This window comes from Cupriavidus sp. USMAHM13 (assembly GCF_001854285.1).
In the GTDB taxonomy this organism is placed as follows: domain Bacteria; phylum Pseudomonadota; class Gammaproteobacteria; order Burkholderiales; family Burkholderiaceae; genus Cupriavidus; species Cupriavidus malaysiensis.
The window spans coordinates 913123-932220 of sequence record NZ_CP017751.1; the positions used below are offsets into that span (position 1 = coordinate 913123).

At 66.9% G+C, this 19098-nt stretch carries 20 protein-coding genes; 16 read left to right on the forward strand and 4 right to left on the reverse strand.

All coding sequences use genetic code 11. The features are described 5' to 3' along the window. The first annotated feature begins 24 nt into the window (after nt 1-24). From coxB to BKK81_RS04135, 6 genes are all read left to right on the forward strand, one after another. On the forward strand, nt 25-1278 hold the full coding sequence (gene coxB / locus BKK81_RS04115) for a cytochrome c oxidase subunit II (RefSeq protein WP_071010888.1): 1254 nt from the start codon (nt 25-27) through the stop codon (nt 1276-1278). A 41-nt stretch (nt 1279-1319) separates the two neighbouring features. After that, the gene (ctaD, locus tag BKK81_RS04120) at nt 1320-2927 is read left to right on the forward strand and encodes a cytochrome c oxidase subunit I (protein WP_071010889.1); all 1608 of its coding nucleotides are present in this window, start codon (nt 1320-1322) and stop codon (nt 2925-2927) included. An 89-nt stretch (nt 2928-3016) separates the two neighbouring features. Continuing rightward, the gene (locus BKK81_RS35110; protein ID WP_231908020.1) at nt 3017-3148 is read left to right on the forward strand and encodes a cytochrome oxidase small assembly protein; all 132 of its coding nucleotides are present in this window, start codon (nt 3017-3019) and stop codon (nt 3146-3148) included. Between the two features lie 18 nt (nt 3149-3166). After that, complete coding sequence (locus BKK81_RS04125; protein ID WP_071016025.1) at nt 3167-3790, forward strand: cytochrome c oxidase assembly protein; 624 nt, start codon at nt 3167-3169, stop codon at nt 3788-3790. 89 nt (nt 3791-3879) lie between these two features. Continuing rightward, nucleotides 3880-4092, forward strand: a complete 213-nt coding sequence (locus tag BKK81_RS04130) for a DUF2970 domain-containing protein (protein ID WP_071010890.1) — start codon at nt 3880-3882, stop codon at nt 4090-4092. 116 nt (nt 4093-4208) lie between these two features. Beyond that, a complete protein-coding gene (locus BKK81_RS04135; RefSeq protein WP_071010891.1) occupies nt 4209-5069 on the forward strand; it encodes a cytochrome c oxidase subunit 3 in 861 nt (286 codons plus the stop codon). A 171-nt stretch (nt 5070-5240) separates the two neighbouring features. Here BKK81_RS04135 and BKK81_RS04140 read toward each other — a convergent pair whose 3' ends face one another. Next, a complete protein-coding gene (locus BKK81_RS04140) occupies nt 5241-5450 on the reverse strand; it encodes a twin transmembrane helix small protein (RefSeq protein ID WP_071010892.1) in 210 nt (69 codons plus the stop codon). An 81-nt stretch (nt 5451-5531) separates the two neighbouring features. Here BKK81_RS04140 and BKK81_RS04145 point away from each other — a divergent pair, with 81 nt between their 5' ends. The 5 genes from BKK81_RS04145 (at nt 5532) to BKK81_RS04165 (ending at nt 9844) form a co-directional block, all read left to right on the forward strand. After that, on the forward strand, nt 5532-6314 hold the full coding sequence (locus BKK81_RS04145) for an SURF1 family protein (protein WP_071010893.1): 783 nt from the start codon (nt 5532-5534) through the stop codon (nt 6312-6314). 7 nt (nt 6315-6321) lie between these two features. Further along, nucleotides 6322-6996, forward strand: coding sequence for an SCO family protein (locus tag BKK81_RS04150; protein ID WP_071010894.1), 675 nt, complete (start codon nt 6322-6324; stop codon nt 6994-6996). A gap of 37 nt (nt 6997-7033) precedes the next feature. Further along, a complete protein-coding gene (locus BKK81_RS04155) occupies nt 7034-8137 on the forward strand; it encodes a COX15/CtaA family protein (RefSeq protein WP_071010895.1) in 1104 nt (367 codons plus the stop codon). After that, nucleotides 8134-9069 carry a heme o synthase gene (locus BKK81_RS04160; RefSeq protein ID WP_071010896.1) on the forward strand — a complete coding sequence of 312 codons (936 nt, stop codon included), beginning with the start codon at nt 8134-8136 and terminating at the stop codon, nt 9067-9069. The genes BKK81_RS04155 and BKK81_RS04160 overlap by 4 nt, the downstream gene beginning before the upstream one ends. A gap of 211 nt (nt 9070-9280) precedes the next feature. Next, nucleotides 9281-9844, forward strand: coding sequence for an SCO family protein (locus BKK81_RS04165; RefSeq protein ID WP_231908021.1), 564 nt, complete (start codon nt 9281-9283; stop codon nt 9842-9844). 128 nt (nt 9845-9972) lie between these two features. Here the strand turns inward: BKK81_RS04165 and rpoH are convergent, their stop codons facing one another. After that, nucleotides 9973-10851 carry an RNA polymerase sigma factor RpoH gene (gene rpoH / locus BKK81_RS04170; RefSeq protein WP_231908022.1) on the reverse strand — a complete coding sequence of 293 codons (879 nt, stop codon included), beginning with the start codon at nt 10849-10851 and terminating at the stop codon, nt 9973-9975. A gap of 411 nt (nt 10852-11262) precedes the next feature. Here rpoH and BKK81_RS04175 point away from each other — a divergent pair, with 411 nt between their 5' ends. Next, nucleotides 11263-12141, forward strand: coding sequence for a pirin family protein (locus BKK81_RS04175; protein ID WP_071010899.1), 879 nt, complete (start codon nt 11263-11265; stop codon nt 12139-12141). A 52-nt stretch (nt 12142-12193) separates the two neighbouring features. Here BKK81_RS04175 and ybiB read toward each other — a convergent pair whose 3' ends face one another. Beyond that, entirely contained in the window at nt 12194-13204 is a 1011-nt protein-coding gene (gene ybiB / locus BKK81_RS04180) for a DNA-binding protein YbiB (protein ID WP_071016027.1), read from the reverse strand. 344 nt (nt 13205-13548) lie between these two features. Here ybiB and BKK81_RS04185 point away from each other — a divergent pair, with 344 nt between their 5' ends. Beyond that, the gene (locus tag BKK81_RS04185; RefSeq protein ID WP_071010900.1) at nt 13549-14250 is read left to right on the forward strand and encodes a fumarylacetoacetate hydrolase family protein; all 702 of its coding nucleotides are present in this window, start codon (nt 13549-13551) and stop codon (nt 14248-14250) included. Nucleotides 14251-14256: 6 nt separating this feature from the next. Then, nucleotides 14257-14901 (forward strand): maleylacetoacetate isomerase, encoded by a 645-nt coding sequence (gene maiA, locus BKK81_RS04190; protein WP_071016029.1) that lies wholly within the window; start codon nt 14257-14259, stop codon nt 14899-14901. A gap of 113 nt (nt 14902-15014) precedes the next feature. On the opposite strand, the gene ftsY is transcribed toward maiA, so the two are convergent. Then, on the reverse strand, nt 15015-16109 hold the full coding sequence (ftsY, locus tag BKK81_RS04195; protein ID WP_071010901.1) for a signal recognition particle-docking protein FtsY: 1095 nt from the start codon (nt 16107-16109) through the stop codon (nt 15015-15017). 60 nt (nt 16110-16169) lie between these two features. Between ftsY and BKK81_RS04200 the strand changes: the two genes are divergently transcribed. After that, nucleotides 16170-17687, forward strand: coding sequence for a M16 family metallopeptidase (locus tag BKK81_RS04200; RefSeq protein WP_071010902.1), 1518 nt, complete (start codon nt 16170-16172; stop codon nt 17685-17687). A gap of 45 nt (nt 17688-17732) precedes the next feature. Then, the gene (locus BKK81_RS04205) at nt 17733-19067 is read left to right on the forward strand and encodes a M16 family metallopeptidase (protein ID WP_442873248.1); all 1335 of its coding nucleotides are present in this window, start codon (nt 17733-17735) and stop codon (nt 19065-19067) included. The last annotated feature ends 31 nt before the right edge of the window (nt 19068-19098 follow it).

The window sequence follows — 19098 nt, forward strand, 5'->3', positions numbered from 1 at the left end:
TCTGTAAATTGGGTAGATAACAAAATGAAAATGTGGAAGAAGGCATCCGCAGCATGTCTGGCCGGCGCATCCCTGCTCGTCAGCCAGGCGGCGCCGGCAGTCACCGACATGCCAGGCGGTCCCGCCGTGCGTCAGCTCAATCTCGCAGAGCCGGTCACCAAGATCGCCGAGCAGATCCATTGGTTGAACTGGATGATGCTGATCATCTGCACCGTGATCTTCGTGTGCGTGTTCGGCGTGATGTTCTACTCCGTGTTCAAGCACCGCAAGTCCAAGGGGGCCAAGCCTGCCTCCTTCCACGAGAGCATCACGGTCGAAGTGGTCTGGACCGTGGTCCCCTTCCTGATCGTGATCGCCATGGCCCTGCCGGCGACCAAGACGGTGGTGGCGATGAAGGACACCACCAACTCCGATATCACCATCAAGGCCACCGGCTACCAGTGGAAGTGGGGCTATGACTACCTGAAGGGCGAAGGCGAGGGCATCTCCTTCGTCTCCACCCTGACCACCCCGCGCGAGCAGATCAACAACGAGGCACCCAAGGGCAACACCTACCTGATGGAGGTGGACAACGAAATGGTGGTGCCGGTCAACAAGAAGATCCGCGTCGTCACCACGGCCAACGACGTGATCCACGCCTGGATGATCCCCGCCTTCGGCGTCAAGCAGGATGCGATTCCCGGCTTCGTGCGCGACACCTGGTTCAAGGCGGAGAAGATCGGTGTCTACCGCGGCCAGTGCGCCGAGCTGTGCGGCAAGGAACATGCCTTCATGCCCATCGTCGTGCGCGTGGTCTCGGACGCCGACTACACCAAGTGGGTCGACGGCAAGAAGAAGGAGATGGCGGCCAAGGCGGACGATCCCAACAAGACCTGGACGCTGGATGAAATGAAGGCGCGCGGCGAGAAGGTCTACCTGGCCAACTGCGCGGTCTGCCACCAGCCCAACGGCAAGGGCGGCGGACCGTTCCCGGCACTGGACGGCTCCAAGATCGTCAATGGCCCGGATGCCGGCCAGATGCACATCCTGCTCGAGGGCAAGGGCGCGATGCCCGTGTGGAAGCACCTGTCGGACACGGAGCTGGCGGCGGTGATGACCTTCACCCGCAACAACTGGGGCAACCATACCGGCGAGGTGATCCAGCCGCGCGACTTCGCCGGTGCCCGCACCGGCAAGTTCCCCGAGGGCGGCGGCGCCGCGGGGGCAGGCGAGCCCAAGGCGGACGACAAAGCCGCAGGCAAGCAGGCCAGCCTCGCGGGCAACCGCGTCGCAGGCTGATCGTGGACGCAAGGAAAGAACAGGATTTCAGGAGTTCCGGAATGAGTACTGCTAGCCCTGACGCACTGGCCCATCCGCACGAGCACGGCCACGACGATCACGCCCACGACCACCCGCACGGCTGGCGCCGCTGGCTGTTCGCCACCAACCACAAGGACATCGGCACGCTGTACCTGCTGTTCTCCTTCACCATGCTGCTGTCCGGCGGCGTGCTGGCGCTGCTGATCCGCCTCGAGCTGTTCGAGCCGGGCCTGCAGTTCTTCCGCCCCGAACTGTTCAACCAGTTCACCACCATGCACGGCCTGGTCATGGTGTTCGGCGCCATCATGCCGGCCTTCGTGGGGTTCGCGAACTGGATGATCCCGCTGCAGATCGGCGCCTCCGACATGGCCTTCGCGCGGATGAACAACTTCAGCTTCTGGCTGATGCCGCCGGCCGCGCTGCTGCTGGTGCTGTCGTTCTTCGTGCCGGGCGGCGCCACCGCCGCGGGCTGGACCCTCTACGCACCGCTGTCGGTGCAGATGGGCCCGGGCATGGACATGGCCATCTTCGCCATGCACATCATGGGCGCCTCGTCCATCATGGGCTCGATCAACATCATCGTGACCATCCTCAACATGCGTGCCCCGGGCATGACGCTGATGAAGATGCCGATGTTCTGCTGGACCTGGCTGATCACGGCCTACCTGCTGATCGCCGTCATGCCCGTGCTGGCCGGCGCCATCACCATGGTGCTGACCGACCGCCATTTCGGCACCAGCTTCTTCTCCGCCGCGGGCGGCGGCGACCCGGTCATGTACCAGCACATCTTCTGGTTCTTCGGCCACCCCGAGGTCTACATCATGATCCTGCCGGCATTCGGGATCATCTCGCAGGTCGTGCCGGCCTTCTCGCGCAAGCGCCTGTTCGGCTACAGCTCGATGGTGTACGCGACCGCCTCGATCGCCATCCTGTCGTTCATCGTGTGGGCGCACCACATGTTCACCACCGGCATGCCGGTGACCGGCCAGCTGTTCTTCATGTACGCGACCATGCTGATCGCGGTGCCGACGGCGGTGAAGATCTTCAACTGGATCGCCACCATGTGGCGCGGCTCGATGACTTTCGAGACCCCGATGCTGTTCGCGATCGGCTTCATCTTCGTGTTCACCATCGGCGGCTTCACCGGGCTGATGCCGGCCGTCGCGCCGATCGACATCCAGCTGCAGGACACCTACTTCATCGTGGCCCACTTCCACTACGTGCTGGTGGCCGGCTCGCTGTTCGCGCTGTTCTCCGGCTTCTACTACTGGGGCCCGAAGTGGAGCGGCTTCATGTACAACGAGACGCGCGGCCAGATCCACTTCTGGGGCTCGATCATCTTCTTCAACGTCACCTTCTTCCCGATGCACTTCCTCGGCCTGGCCGGCATGCCGCGCCGCTATGCCGACTACCCGGTGCAGTTCGCGGACTTCAACGCGATCGCCTCGATCGGGGCACTGGGCTTCGGCCTGATGCAGGTGTACTTCTTCTTCTTCGTGGTGCTGCCGTCCTACCGTGGCGGCGAGAAGGCAGCCGACAAGCCCTGGGAAGGGGCGGAAGGCCTGGAGTGGACGGTGCCCTCGCCGGCGCCTTTCCACACCTTCGAAGTCCCGCCGCAAGTGAAGTGAGTCCCGCCGCGGGCACCGGGCCGGAATTCGCCGGCGTGGTGCCCGCCCGCGCAACGGAAGTGGTAGAGGCAGTCGGAATGGCAGTCGAGATGCAGCATCCAGACAGAACCCCATCGCAGCCGGATCGCAAGGCCGCCAACCGGCGCCTCGGCTTGATCCTTTTCTCCATCGCGCTGGTTTTCTTCTTGGGTTTCTTTGCCAAGATGGTGCTCTTGGGCTGAGCCTGCGAGGTGGACGGCATGGAAGTGGACCAGCAGCAAGTACAGGCGGAGCGCGACAGCGATCGCCGCTTCAACCGCGGCATGTTGCTGCGCCTGCTCGTGGTGGTGGCGCTGATGTTCAGCTTCGGCTACGCGCTGGTGCCGCTGTACCGCAAGATCTGCGACCTCACCGGCCTGAACGTGCTGACCACGCGCGACCTGTATGGCGGCACGACCAAGAACACGCAGGTCGACAAGAGCCGCACGGTGACGGTGGAGTTCGACTCCAACGCACGCGGGCCGTTCGCCTTCCGGCCGGTGAAGCACAGCATGGAAGTGCATCCGGGCGAGATGACGACGATCGTGTACGAGGTGGCGAACGGGCAGAGCCGCGACATCTCCGCCCAGGCGATCCCGAGCTACGCCCCGAAGCAGGCGACGCAGTACTTCAAGAAGATCGAGTGCTTCTGCTTCAAGCAGCAGACGCTGAAGGCGAAGGAGGCGCGCGAGATGCCGGTGGTGTTCGTGATCGACCCGGCGCTGCCGAAGGACGTGAAGAATATCACCCTGTCGTACACCTTCTTCGAGGTGGGTACGCCGGTGGCGCAGGCACCGCAGGGGGCGCTGGATGACGCGCCGGCCCCGGCGGCGAAGGGCGGCTGAACCGGGCCGCGGGCAGCAGGGCACCGGGCCGGGATATGGGCCAGGATACGGGCCAGGATACGGGCCGGCACGCAAGGAGGCAGGGCGGCGTGGATGAACTGAAGGATGCGGTCAAGCGCAAGATGTCGTTCTGGCAGACGCTGCGTGCAGTGTTCTGGTCCTTTATCGGCCTGCGCAAGGGGGCCGAGCACGAGCGTGACATGGCCCGGCTGAATCCGCTGCACGTGATCATCGCAGGCCTGCTCGGCGCGGCGCTCTTCATCGCCGCGCTGATCGTCATCGTGCGGATGGTGGTGGGGTGAGCCGCGGCAAGCCCCGGGGTAGACAAGACATGACAACACGTGGCACCGGCAGCATCCAGGCCGGATGAATAGATAACAACCGCGGTATCTGAGACCAAAGAGCTGGAGAGAAAAGCATGAGTGCGAATCGCGCAAACGCGCCGTACTACTTTGTACCGGGCCCGTCGCGTCACCCGATCACGGCGGCTTTCGGCCTGCTGATGACCGGTGGCGGCGCCGCCGGCTGGGTCAACGGCCAGGCCTGGGCGCCGTACCTGTTCGCGGTCGGCCTTCTGTGGTTCCTGTTCGTGCTCAAGAGCTGGTTCGGCGACGCGATCGGAGAATCCGAGGGCGGGCGCTACGGCAAGAACATCGACCTGTCCTTCCGCTGGTCGATGGGCTGGTTCATCTTCTCCGAAGTGATGTTCTTCGCCGCCTTCTTCGGCGCGCTGTTCTACGCGCGCAGTATCGCCATGCCGTGGCTGGGGGACCTGAACAACAAGATCCTGTGGCCCGATTTTGCCGCGGTGTGGCCGAACAGCGGCCCGGCCGGCACCATCGAGAATTTCCAGACCATGGGGCCGTGGCCGATCCCGACCATCAACACGGCGCTGCTGCTCACCTCGGGCGTGACCCTGACCTGGGCGCACCACGCGCTGCTGGCGGGCAAGCGCAGCCAGGTGATCCAGGGCCTGGTGCTGACCATCCTGCTGGGCGCCGTGTTCATGGGTTTCCAGGCCTACGAATACCACCACGCCTACAGCGAACTCAATCTCAAGCTGACCTCGGGCATCTACGGTTCCACCTTCTTCCTGCTGACCGGCTTCCACGGCTTCCATGTGACCATGGGTGCGATCATGCTGGCGGTGGTGCTGGGCCGCGTGCTGAAGGGCCATTTCACCCCCGAGCATCACTTCGCCTTCGAGGGCGCCGCATGGTACTGGCACTTCGTCGATGTGGTCTGGCTGTTCCTCTACATCGTCGTGTACTGGCTGTAAGCAGGCATCGCCGTGCCGCCGCACCTGCGGCGGCACGCGCTGGTCGCAGGGAGGCGGCCGGCGAATGCGCGCAGAACTGGAAAAGCAAGCGCCGCAGGCTGGCTGGGATCCTGCGGCGCTTGCTTTTTCGTTTGGGAGGGCCGGTGCTGCAACTGCCCGGCGCAGGCAGGTTCAGGGCCCCATGCGGATGCCGGTGCTCTGGATCCAGCCCATCCAGTGCGAGAACAGGATGAAGAGGAACAATGCCACCGAGAAGCCGACGCGGAACATCAGCGACCGCATCATGTTGGGGGTCCTGCCGCGATCCCGCATCATGAAGAAGAGCGCGCTGGCAAGGCTGCCGATGATCAGGATGAAGGCAATGACGATGACGATGCGCATGACGGGGGCAGGCGAGCGGTTTCGGCAAGGCGAAAGCGGCCATTATCGCACCGGGCTCGGCCATGGCGGGAGGCTGGTGCGATGAGCGTGCGCTTCTTCCCCGCGCGCTTCTTCCGGCCGGCGCCGACGCTGGCCGCCCTGATGGTGATCGCGCTGACCTGCGCGCTGGGCAACTGGCAGCTCAACCGTGCGCATGAGAAGCTGGCGCGCGCCGCGCGTCAGCAGGCCCTGGCCGCAGCGACACCGCTCTTGCTGGGCCCGGTGCCGCTGGCAGCCTCTGCCGACCTGGCCGACCGGCGGGTGCGCGCGCGCGGCCGTTTCGACGCCGCGCATACGGTGCTGCTGGACAACCGCCCGCATGGCAACGGCACCGATTCGCGCGCTGGCTTCCTGGTGCTGACGCCGCTGCGCATCGCCGCCGAGGGCGGGACGGGGCAGGGTGCCAGCGTGCTGGTCCTGCGCGGCTGGCTGCCGCGTGATGCGCAGGACCGCAGCCGCATCGCGCCCTTTCCCACGCCGGCGGGCGAGGTCGACATCGATGGCATGGCACTGGCTGCCGTGCCGAAGGTCTACAATCTGGGCTCCGCCAGCGAAGCCGGGCAGAAGATACGGCAGAACCTGGATCTCGCGGCTTACGGGGCGGAGCTCGGCGTGACGCTCCAGCCACTGGTGCTGGAGCAGCGCAACGACACAGGAGACGGGCTGGCGCGCGACTGGGCGCCGGCCGATTCCGGCGCCGACCGCCACTACGGCTATGCCTTCCAGTGGTTCGGCCTGGCCGCATTGACCCTCGTACTGCTGCTGGCACTGGGCTGGCGGCGCTCCCGTGCGACGGCGCCGGCGCAAGCATCACGAATGAACTGAGCGACACATGCCAACCCAAGATCCCATTTCCGCGCGCGCGGCCGAACTGGCCCAGGTCGCCTCCGGCCGGGCATCCGGGCCGCGCATCGATGCGCGCACGCGCAGGGGGCGGCTGCAGATGCTGTTCCTGCTGCTGGTGTGCGCCTCGCCTGTGATTGCCTCCTACCTGACCTACTATGTGTTCCGGCCGGCCGGCGGCACCACCAACTATGGCACCTTGATCGATCCGCAGCGCCCGCTGCCGGCCGTGCAGGTGCGCGACGAGCGCGGCGAGGCGGTGCCGCTCGAGCGCTTCAAGGGCAAGTGGCTGCTGTTGAGCGTCGATGCCTCCGGCTGCGACGAGGCCTGCGCCAGGAAGCTGTTCACGGCGCGCCAGCTGCGTGCCGGACAAGGCGAAGGGCGCGAGCGCATCGTGCCGGTGTGGCTTATCCTCGATAACGGTGCCGTCGACCCGCGCCTGTCCGCCGCTTACAACGAGCCCTATGCCGGCACCCGCTTCCTGCGCATCGATGCCGATACCGCGCGGCGCTGGCTGCCGGCCGAGGCGGGCGGGCGCATCGAGGACACGCTGTTCCTGGTCGACCCGCTCGGCAACCTGATGATGCGCTTTCCCAAGGATCCCGACCCCAAGGGCGTCAACGGGGACCTCAAGAAACTGCTGAAGTACTCCCGTATCGGCTGACCGGACCGATGCGCCTGCTGCAACCGATGTCTCACCCATGCTGATCCAACTTGCCACCATCGGGGTCCTGATCGCCCTGATTCCCCTCACCTACGTGCTCGTCAAGGGCGATCGCAACAAGTACCGCAGGCTGGTCTGGATCACCGCTTTCCTGACGCTGGACCTGATCATGTTCGGCAGCTTCACCCGCCTGACCGATTCCGGCCTGGGCTGCCCCGATTGGCCGGGCTGCTACGGGCACTCGAACCCACATGCCGCGCTGGAGCCGATCCGCGCCGCGCAGACGGCTCTGCCGAGCGGACCTGTCACGCTGGCCAAAGCCTGGATCGAGATGGTCCACCGCTACTTCGCCATGGCGGTGGGCGTGCTGATCATCACGCTGGTGGTGCTGGCCTGGGTCAAGCGCCGTGAATTGCGCCAGTCACCCTGGTTCGCCAGCAGTGTGCTGTTGCTGGTGTGCGTGCAGGGCGCTTTCGGCGCCTTCACCGTGACGCAGAAGCTGCAGCCCATCATCGTCGTGACCCACCTGATGCTCGGCATGGGCCTGCTGGCCTCGCTGATTCGGCTCGGCTCGCGCAACGATCCGCCGCATGGAGTGGGCGCGGGTGCGGGGCTGTTGCGCTGGCCGGCCCGCATCGCCTTGCTGCTGCTGGTCGTGCAGATCTTCCTGGGCGGCTGGGTAAGCACCAACTACGCGGTACTGGCCTGTACCGACTTCCCGCTGTGCAACGGCCAGTGGATCCCGCAGATGGATTTCCGCCATGGCTTCACTCTGTGGCGGCAGCTAGGCATGACCGCCGACGGCGACTACATCCCCCATGCGGCGCTGGTGGCCATCCATTGGGTACACCGCGGCTTTGCCTTCGTGGTGCTCGCCTTCCTCGCCTGGTTCGCCCTGCGTGCGCGCCGCGTGGCGGGACTGGAGCGGGCCGCCGGCTGGCTGCTGGCGGTGCTGGCCCTGCAACTGGCCACGGGCCTGTCCAATATCGTGCTCGACTGGCCACTGGTGGCCGCGGTGGCGCACAACGGTGGGGCGGCGGTGCTTCTGCTGCTTCTGGTCCGCCTCCATTACAATATAGGGCTTGCGACCCGGCCTGCCGGCGCCGCCACCCGCGCCACAACCGCTGCGCGCGCGACATGAAGGACAAGACCCCTCCCGTGGCCACAGCTACCCAACCCCACCCAATCAGCCGCTTGCGTCACATGACGCGCCAGTATGCGGCGCTCACCAAACCGCGCGTGACGCAACTGGCCGTCTTCTGCGCCGTCATCGGCATGTTCCTGGCCACGCCGGGCATGGTGCCCTGGCCGGTGCTGCTGGGCGGCGCCGCCGGTATCTGGCTGCTGGCGGGCGCCGCCTTCGCCATCAACTGCCTGGTCGAGCAGAAGATCGACGCGCTGATGCGGCGTACGGCCTGGCGCCCCTCGGCCACCGGCGAGATCGGCACGGCACAGACGCTGGCGTTCTCGGCGGTGCTGGGCGGGGCCGGCATGTGGCTGCTGCACGTCTTCACCAATGACCTGACCATGTGGCTGACGGTGGCCACCTTCGTCGGCTACGCGGTCATCTACACCATCCTGCTGAAGCCGGCCACGCCGCAGAACATCGTCATCGGCGGCCTGTCGGGCGCCATGCCGCCGGCCCTGGGCTGGGCCGCGGTAACCGGCACGGTGCCGGCCGAGGCATGGTTCCTGGTGCTGATCATCTTCACCTGGACGCCGCCGCATTTCTGGGCGCTGGCGCTGTACCGCCGCGCCGACTACGCCAAGTCCGGCCTGCCGATGCTGCCGATCACGCATGGCGAGCGCTTCACCCTGCTCAATATCCTGTTGTACACACTGGTGATGATCGCCGCCACGCTGCTGCCGTTCATCTACGGCATGAGCGGCCTGATCTACCTGGTGGCGGCGCTGGTGCTGGGTGGCGGCTTTCTGTCCTACTCCTGGCGGCTGTACCGCAACTACTCGGACGAACTGGCGCAGCGCACCTTCCGCTTCTCGATCCTCTACCTGTCACTGCTGTTCGCTGTGCTGCTGGTGGATCACTATTTCAAGTTCGTGCTGCCGCTCTGAGCCAGCACTGCCCCCGGCGCGACACTTTGTCGCGCCGGGACGCGCCTGCATGCGGATGGGCGATACTCGCCAGTGTGATGAACCGAGCGGGAAGCGCATGGCCATGCGGATGGCCTGCATCCGGCCCGCTCCCCCGACGAACCCTGCAATGTCCAAGCCCCGCCCCTTCCCGTCTTTCTCCTGCTTCGGCCGCCTGCGGCAATATGCCGCAATGGCGCTGCTGGCTCTGATGCTGGCGGCTTGCGGGCAATCCGCTCCGAAGTTCCAGAACATCGACATCACGGGCGGCAGCGAATTCGGCAAGGATTTCAGCCTGGTCGATCATCACGGCAAGGTGCGCACGCTGGCTGACTTCAAGGGCAAGGCGGTCGTGATGTTCTTCGGCTACACGCATTGCCCCGACGTGTGCCCGACCACGCTGGCCGAACTGAAGGGCGTGATGGAAGCGCTGGGACCCGATGCCGACCGCGTGCAGGTGTTGTTCGTCACGGTCGATCCCGAGCGGGATACCCAGCAGTTGCTGGCGCAATACGTGCCCGCTTTCGATTCGCGTTTCCTGGGCATGCGCCCGGCCGACGAGGCGGCGCTGCAGAAAGTCACCAAGGACTTCAAGGTCTACTACGCCAAGGTGCCCGGCACCTCGCCCGGCAACTATACGATGGACCATTCGGCGGGCAGCTACGTGTTCGATCCGCAGGGACGGCTGCGCCTGTTCATCCGCCACGGCCAGGGGCCCGAGCCGATCGCGCACGACCTGAAACTGCTGCTGTCCTGATTGCGCCGCGCACTCGCGCAGGCAGGGGAAAACGCAGGCAGCGAAAAAGAAAGGGGCCGGTTCACGGGGAACCGGCCCTTTGCCATTCCGCCCGGCGGACGCGCTGTGCGCGGCGCCGGCAAGGACGCTCAGGCGAAGGCCTGCAGCGCGCCCTTCATCTTTTTCATGGCCGCCGCCTCGATCTGGCGGATGCGCTCGGCGGAAACGCCGAACTCGTCGGCCAGTTCATGCAGCGTGGCGCCGCCCGAACCGTCGTCGTTGACGTGCAGCCAACGGGCCTCGATGATGCGGCGGCTACGCTGATCGAGCTTGCCGAGCGCCTCTTCCAGGCCTTCCACCTGCATACGGTCGCTGCGCTTGGCTTCGAGCACGCGGGTGGGTTCGTTGTGATTGTCGGCCAGATACGCGATCGGGGCGAATTCCTCTTCGCCGTCGTCGACCTGCCCTTCCAGCGCCAGGTCGCCGCCCGACAACCGGGTTTCCATCTCCATCACTTCCTCGGGCTTGACGTTGAGCTCGCGCGCAACGGCTTCGACCTGCTCGGGCGTGAAGGTGTTGTGGGTTTCCTGCTTGTGGCTGCGCAGGTTGAAGAACAGCTTGCGCTGGGCCTTGGTGGTGGCCACCTTGACCATGCGCCAGTTCTTCAGCACGTACTCGTGGATCTCGGCCTTGATCCAGTGGATGGCGTACGAGACCAGGCGCACGCCCTGGTCGGGATCGAAGCGCTTGACGGCCTTCATCAGGCCGATATTGCCTTCCTGGATCAGGTCGGCGTGGGGCAGGCCGTAGCCCAGGTACTGGCGTGCCACGGATACGACCAGGCGCAGGTGGGACATCACCAGCCGGCGTGCCGCATCGACGGAATCATGGTCGCGCAACTCGCGCGCGAGACGCTGCTCCTCTTCGACGGAGAGCATCGGGACGCGGTGGACCGCCTGGATGTAGCTGTCGAGGTTGCCCAGGTTGCCGGGCATGGCCAGCGCAAGGCTGGCGCCGCGCTGCGGCATCGCGGGCAGGGTGGTGGATTGGATCGAATCGGCAGACAGGACTGCGTTCACTCATTGGCTCCTTTTGCGTCCGGCCGGCGGGTTGCCGGGGGTGCTGTTTCCCTCGGGGAAACGCACTGCATTGCAACACATATTAGCACTCAAGCCGGTTGACTGCTAATTCGACTGGCAATGTGGTCAATAGTTCCAGACGATTGCTATTTCAGAATGGATAGCATGCATTTGTATGGCGCATAACGCACTTCCCGGCGCGAGGGCCCGCTCGCGCCTAGCATTAGAGATGCGGATCGCCGCCTGGTTCTGCCCTTTCGGCCAATAGAGTGGGAGCGGCGGGCGGGAGCGGCGTTTACACTGCGGATGCGCCACTTCGCCGATGCCGTCTCCACGGTACATTCATTCCCAGGAGGATCTATGTCTGTCATCGAACACCTGCTCAATCCCCATGTCCGGGACCTGGGCGATTTCACCGTGCGCCGCGTCCTGCCCGCGGCGGCCGCGCAGACGGTGGGGCCCTTCATCTTCCTCGACCATATGGGCCCGGTGGCGATGCCGCCCGGCAAGGGGGCGGACGTCCGTCCGCATCCGCACATCGGCCTGGCCACGGTGACCTACCTGTTCGAGGGCGAATTCCTCCATCGTGACAGCCTGGGCAACGAGCAGGTGATCCGCCCCGGCGACGTCAACTGGATGACCGCCGGCCGCGGCATCGCGCATTCGGAGCGCTCGCCGCAATCCGAGCGGCCGGCCGGACCGCACCTGCACGGCATCCAGACCTGGGTGGCACTGCCGAAGGCCTACGAGGACGTGGAGCCCTCGTTCCACCACTTCGGCGCCGCCAGCCTGCCGCGGCTGGAGTTGCCCGGAGTGCGCCTGACGGTGATCGCCGGCGATGCCTTCGGCCAGGAGTCGCCGGTGCGTGTCTTCAGCCGTACGCTCTACGTTGCCCTGGAGATGGAGGCGGGCGCCACGCTGGTGATTCCTCCCGAGCATGTGGAGCGTGGTGTCTATGTCGTCGAAGGCGGCATCGCCGTCGATGGCGAGGCCATTCCGGCCGAGCACCTGGCGACGCTGGTGCAGGGGGAGACGGTGACACTGAGTGCCACGACGCGGGCGCGCGTGATGCTGCTCGGCGGCGAGCCGCTGGACGGCCGCCGCTTCATCTACTGGAACTTCGTGGCCAGCAGCAAGGAGGCCATCGAGGCGGCGGCGCAGCGTTGGGAAGACAATCTCTTTCCGCAAGTGCCAGGCGAGACCGAACGCATCCCGCTGCCGCCGCGCCGCCCGTCCTGACGGGCAGGGCGGCAGCCTTGGCCGGCGTCGCCGCCTGGAGGAGGGTGCAGCCCTAGACCGGGCTGGCCCAATTCACCTGCGCGCCATCGCGCAGGCAGGCGTGGATGGCCTCGACCTGGGCCGCGATGGGCGCCGGCACGGCTAGCTTGCCTTCCAGCACCGCGCGGATCCAGGCCACGGTCTGCTCGACGCTGGTGCCAGCCGGCAGGTCCGGCACGTCGGCAATGGAACCGGAGGCCGGCTCGACCAGCGTGCGCTGGTGCCCGTCGTGCAGCCAGTCGATGCGCCCGCCGCGGCGGGCATCGGCCACCACTTCGCCTTCGGTGCCGCGCGCCAGCAATACGTTGGCCGGCTCGTGCGAAAAGAAGTCGGTCAGCGTCTCGCGGTATTCCGGATGTGTGTAGCTGTACAGGCGCAGGGCTTCGGCCGGGCTGTGGCCACCCACCGGCTGCAGCAGCTTGACCACGGTGTGGGCCGAGTTGCGCAGGCCGACGATGTCGCGCTTGTCGAGCAGGCGGCTCAGTGCCGGCGACAGGACGTCGATCGGCAGCACCGCCAGCGGCAGCCCTCCGCCGCTGCCGCGCAGCCGTGTCGCGGCTTCGGCAGTGCTGGAGCACAGCGGCTCGCCCAGTGCCTCGAACAGTGCCAGGCTGGTCAGGCGTCCGGCGAAGTGCCGGATGCCGTGCACCAGGACCGGGGTGCCGGCGCGTGCCAGCAGCATGGCCAGCAGCGGTACCAGGTTGGGCTGCTTGCGGGCGCCGTTGTAGCTCGGGATCACTACCACCGGTCCATCCGGCCGCGCCGGCAGCGGCGCGCAGTGCGCATGGGCGGCCTCTAGCATGCCGCCCAGCTCGTGTGGCGCTTCGCCCTTGATGCGGTAGGCCATCAGGATGGCGCCCAGTTCGATGTCGGAGACGCGCCCGGCGAGCATGGCGTCGAACAGCGTGCGCACGTCATCGCGCGGCAGGGCCCGCGCGCCCTGCGCGCCGCGCCCGATTTCCTTGATGTATTTCGCCGCTGGAAAGGGCGTGGCGTGGCTTGCGGTGGTGGCGGGCTGGGTCATGATGCGGCGCTCGTGGGGATGCGCTTCATGATAGCGCAGCGCAACTGCGGCGCCGCATGCCGGACAGCACCCGGTGCTTTCGCGCGGTATGGGATTGTGCTGCGCGTGGCAGCGCGTGCCGGTGAGCCTGTCGAGCTTCACGCCGTGCCGAAGGCGTTCGGCGCGGTCCGGCATGGCTCGGCATTGTCTGGTAATGCCTTACGTATTTTCCCGTACTCATCATACGTCTGCCTGGGCCGGTGGGTCGCGCGGGTGTATGCTGTGGCCCTGCCGCGCGGCGGGTTTGCGAGACGCCGGTACCGGTGCCGGCGCGCCGCAGGCACAGAACAAGATTGGAGAGATGTATGACCGAATTCGTATTCGCCCCGCCGGCCCCGGTGGGTGTGCCCGTGCGCGGAAGCAGCGCCAGCTTTCCCGTGCGCCGCGTGTACTGCGTGGGCCGCAACTATGCTGCGCACGCGCGCGAAATGGGCTCGGATCCCGACCGCGAGCCGCCGTTCTTTTTCTGCAAGCCGTCGGATGCGGTCAGCTATGTGCCGGATGGTGTGCAGGGTGAGTTTCCCTATCCGCCGGGCACCTCCAACTGCCACTTCGAGATCGAGCTGGTGGTGGCGATCGGCAAGGGCGGCAAGGACATCGCGGTGGAGGATGCCGCGGCCCATGTGTTCGGCTATGCCGTCGGCCTGGACATGACCCGGCGCGACCTGCAGAACGAATCGAAGAAGACCGGCCGCCCCTGGGAGACCGGCAAGGCATTCGACCGCTCGGCCCCGATCGGCCCGATCGTGCCGGTATCGGCGATCGGCCATCCGCACAAGGGGGCCGTGACGCTGAGCGTGGACGGCGCCGAGAAGCAGCGCGGCGACCTCTCCGACCTGATCTGGTCGGTGCCCGAGATGGTGGCCTACCTGTCGCGCCTGTTCGAGCTGCAGCCGGGCGACCTGATCTTCAGCGGCACGCCGGAGGGCGTCGGCGCGGTGGTGAAGGGCGACGTCATGCAGGGCCACGTGGAAGGCGTGGGCGACCTCGTCGTCAAGGTGGTCTGAGCCATGCTGCAGCTGTACAGCTACTTCCGCAGTTCGGCCTCGTTCCGCGTACGCATCGCGCTGCAACTCAAGGGCCTGCCCTATGACTACGTGCCGGTGCACCTGCTCAAGGACGGCGGCCAGCAGCTCAAGCCGGAATACCGCGCGCTGAATGCCGATGCGCTGGTGCCGACGCTGGTCGACGGCGACCATGCGCTGACCCAGTCGCTGGCCATCGTCGAATATCTCGACGAGCTGCATCCGCAGCCGCCGCTGCTGCCGGGCGACGCGCTCGAGCGTGCCTACGTGCGCGCGCTGGCGCTGGAGATCGCCTGCGACATCCATCCGCTCAACAACCTGCGCGTGCTGAAATACCTGAAGCACACGCTGGGTGTGTCGGAGGAGGCCAAGGACGGCTGGTACCGGCACTGGATCGAGCAGGGCTTCGCCGCGCTGGAGATCGCCCTGGCGCGCAGCGGCCGCGTCGGGCGCTTCTGCCTGGGCGACACGCCTACGCTGGCCGACGTCTGCCTGGCCCCGCAGGTCTTCAACGCCCAGCGCTTCAACGTCGACCTGGCGCCGTTCCCGACCGTCGCACGGATCCACGAGGCGTGCATGGCGCTGCCGGCGTTCCAGAACGCCGCGCCCAAGGCCCAGCCCGACGCGGAGTAGGCGGAGCGGGCGCAGCAGGTGGGGCGACCGGCAGGTGCGGCACCTGACGGAAGTCCGATAAAAAACCCGGCAGCTGCCGGGTTTTTTATCGGGGGCGTGCCGGAGCGCCGGTTTCAGCCCAGCAGCGCGTCGGCGAACTCTTCGGCCTTGAACGGCTGCAGATCCTCGACCTTCTCGCCCACGCCGATGAAATAGACCGGCACCGGGCGCTGTCGCGCGATGGCGGCGAGGATGCCGCCCTTGGCGGTGCCGTCCAGCTTGGTCACCAGCAGGCCGGTCAGGCCCAGCGCATCGTCGAAGGCGCGCACCTGGGCCAGCGCGTTCTGGCCTGTGTTGGCGTCGATCACCAGCAGCACCTCGTGCGGCGCCGTCGGCATGGCCTTGGCGATGACGCGCCGGACCTTCTTCAGCTCTTCCATCAGGTGCAGCTGCGTGGGCAGGCGCCCCGCGGTATCGGCCATCACGATGTCGATGCCGCGCGCGCGCGCCGCGTTGACGGCGTCGAAGATCACGGCCGCGGGGTCGCCGCTTTCCTGCGCCACCACCGTGACATTGTTGCGCTCGCCCCAGATCGTCAACTGCTCCCGCGCGGCGGCGCGGAAGGTGTCGCCGGCGGCCAGCAGCACCGACTGCCCGTAGTGCTGGAAGTGCTTGCACAGCTTGCCGATGCTGGTGGTCTTGCCGGCGCCGTTGACGCCCGCGATCATCATCACCAGCGGCTGTTCGCGGCCCAGCTCCATGGTCTTCTCGAGCGGACGCAGCAGGTCGGTCAGCAGCGTGCGCAGCGCGGCCTTGACGCCTTCGGCATCCTCGATGCGCTCGTTCTTGACGCGGCGGCGCAGCTCGCCCAGCAGGTACTCGGTCGCTTCGACGCCGGCATCGGCCATCAGCAGCGCGGTTTCGAGTTCCTCGAACAGGGCCTCGTCGACCTTGACGCCGAGGAACAGCGTGCCGAGATTGCGGCTGGTCTTGGACAGGCCGGCGCGCAGCCGGCGCATCCAGCCCTGCCGGTCTTCCTGCGTGGGCACCGGCGGCAGGGTCAGTTCATAGGCGTCCGCCGTGGCCGCCGGCTCGGGAACCGGCGCGGGCACGGCGTGCGCCGGCAGGGTTTCCTGCGGCGTGGCGGGGGAGGGCGCAGGCGCGCTGGCGGGTGCCGGGGCGGGTGCGGGAGCCGCTTCCGCCTTGCGCTTCTTCCAGAAACTAAACATTGGGAAAGAGGTCAATAGCCCGGTAGAATCAATCGGCAAAATTCTATCAGACGGGGTCGCATGAACCACTGCGCTGTCAAGTTCCGGACGGGCGCCGCCCGTGCCGCATCCACCCGTTCCCAGGCGTTTTCGGCGGCGGCCAGACGCAGGGCCCGGGGTCTCCTTCCCGCCCTGCTGATCGCGGCGTTGCCCTGGTGCCTGCCTGCCGCGCACGCGCAGGACGCGCCGCAGCAGAAGGCCACCGTCCCGGCGGCATCCGCCACGGCGCCATCGAGCGCCGGCATCACCGAGTTCAAGCTCGCCAACGGGCTGCGCGTGATCGTCAAGGAAGACCATCGCGCACCAACGGTGATGCAGCAGGTCTGGTACCACGTGGGCGGCATGGATGAAGTGACCGGTACCCTGGGCCTGTCGCACATGCTCGAGCACATGATGTTCAAGGGCACGCCCAAGGTCGGGCCGGGCGAGTTCTCCAAGCAGATCGCCGCGCTCGGCGGCCGCGAGAACGCCATGACCACGCGCGACTTCACGCTCTACTACCAGCAGATCGGCAAGCAGTACCTGCCCAAGGTGATGGAGCTGGAGGCCGACCGCATGGCGAACCTGATCATCAAGAAGAGCGACTTCGACAGCGAGATGAAGGTGGTGATGGAAGAGCGGCGCATGCGCATCGATGACTCCGCGCGCGGCACCGTCTACGAGCAGTTGCTGGCCACTGTGTACACGGCGGCGCCGTACCGCCATCCGACCATCGGCTGGATGAACGACCTGGTCAATATGCGCGTGGAAGACGTGCAGGCCTGGTATCACCAGTGGTACGCGCCCAACAACGCCATCCTGGTCGTCGCCGGCGACGTCGATCCCGCCCAGGTGCGGTTGCTGGCCGAGCGCACCTACGGCAGGCTCAAGCCGCACGCGCTGCCGCTGCGCAAGAACCAGATCGAAGCGCCGCAGATCGGCGTCAAGCGCATCTGGGTCAAGGCGCCGGCCGAGAATCCCTACGTGGTGATGGCCTACAAGGTGCCGCGCCTGCACGACGTGGAGAAGGACGTCGATCCCTACGCGCTCGAGGTGCTGTCGGCGGTGCTGAACGGCTACGACAATGCCCGCCTGCCGCGCGAGCTGGTGCGCGAGCAGCGGCTGGCCGATGATGTCAACGTCGGCTACGACAGCATCAACCGCGGCGAATCCCTCTTCGTGCTCGACGGCACCCCGGCGAAGGGACACACCACCGAGGAGATCCAGCGTGCGCTGATCGAGCAGGTCCAGCGCATCGCCAAGAGCGGCGTCTCGCCCGAGGAGCTCAAGCGCGTCAAGGCGCAGGTGGTGGCCGGGCAGATCTACAAGCGCGACTCCGTCGCCGGGCAGGGCATGGAGATCGGTGTGGCGGAGATGTCGGGCCTGTCCTGGCGCGACCTGGACCGCATGCTGGAGCGGATCAAGGCCGTCACGCCCGAGCAGGTGCAGGCCGTCGCCGCCAAATACTTCAGCGATGACAACCTGACCGCGGCCACCCTGTTGCCGCAGCCGATCGACCCCAACAAGCCCAAGGTCGCGCTTCCCGCCGATCTGCACTGAGGAGCCACGATGCACTTGTCCGTCCCGGCGCTTCGGTCGCCGCAAATGTCCCGCTGGCTGCGCCAGGCCGCCATGGCCACCGCTGGCGCGCTGGCCCTGTTCGGCACCACGGTGGCGCAGGCGGCGCTGCCCATCGAGCACTGGACCGCCGCCACCGGCGCGCAGGTCTATTTCGTGCCGAGCCCGTCGATTCCGATGCTAGACATCAACGTCGACTTCGATGCGGGCAGCCGCTACGATCCGGCCGGCAAGTCCGGCCTCGCCACCCTGGCGGCGGCGCTGCTGGATAAGGGGGCGGCGGCGGCCGAAGGCCAGCCGGCACGCAACGAGGCGCAGATCGCCGACGCTTTCGCCGATACCGGTGCCGGCTTCGGCGGCTCGGCCGGCGGCGATCGGGGCGGCATCGGCCTGCGTACGCTGACGGCGCAGCCGGAGCTGAAGCAGTCGGTCGACCTGGCAGCGCAACTGATCCATGCGCCGACCTATCCCGATGCCGTGGTGGCGCGCGAGAAGCAGCGCCTGATCACGGCCATCCGCGAGGGGGATGCCCGTCCCGAGGTGATCGCCGACAAGCGCCTGTCCAAGGCGGTCTATCCCAGCCATCCCTATGGCGTGACGGCAACCGAGGCCTCGGTCAACGCCATCACGCGCGAGGACATCCTGCGTTTCTGGCGCGATAACTACGCCGCCTCGCGCGCCGTGGTCACGCTGATCGGCGCCATCGACCGCAAGCAGGCCGAGGCCATTGCCGAGCAGCTTACGCGCGGCCTGCCGGCTGGCGCCGCGCCGCCGACGATGCCGTCGGTGCAGATGACCATCCCCGCCAGCGAACAGCGCATTCCCCACGCGGCGCAGCAAGCCACCGTACTGCTCGGCCAGCCGGCAATCGCGCGCGGCGACCCCGACTACTTCGCGCTGCTGGTGGGCAACTACGTGCTCGGCGGCGGCGGCTTCAGTTCGCGGCTGACCAATGAGGTGCGCGAGAAGCGCGGCCTGACCTACGACGTGGAGAGCTATTTCGCGCCGAGCAAGCAGCCGGGACCGTTCGCCGTCAGCCTGCAGACCAAGAAGGCGCAGACCGACGAGGCATTGGCGCTGGTGCGCAAGGTGCTGACGGACTTCGTGGCCGAAGGCCCGACCGACCTGGAGCTGAAGGCGGCCAAGGACAACCTGGTCAACGGCTTCCCGCTGCGCATCGACAACAACCGCAAGCTGCTGACCAATGTGGCTAATATCGGCTGGTACGGCTTGCCGCTGGACTACCTCGACACCTGGACCGCGCAGATCGCCAAGGTTTCGCGCGAGCAGGTCAAGCAGGCCTTCCAACGCCACGTGCATCCCGATGCCATGGCGACCGTGATCGTCGGCGGGCCGAACTGATCACACGCCGCGGCCGGCGGGCCGCGGCCGC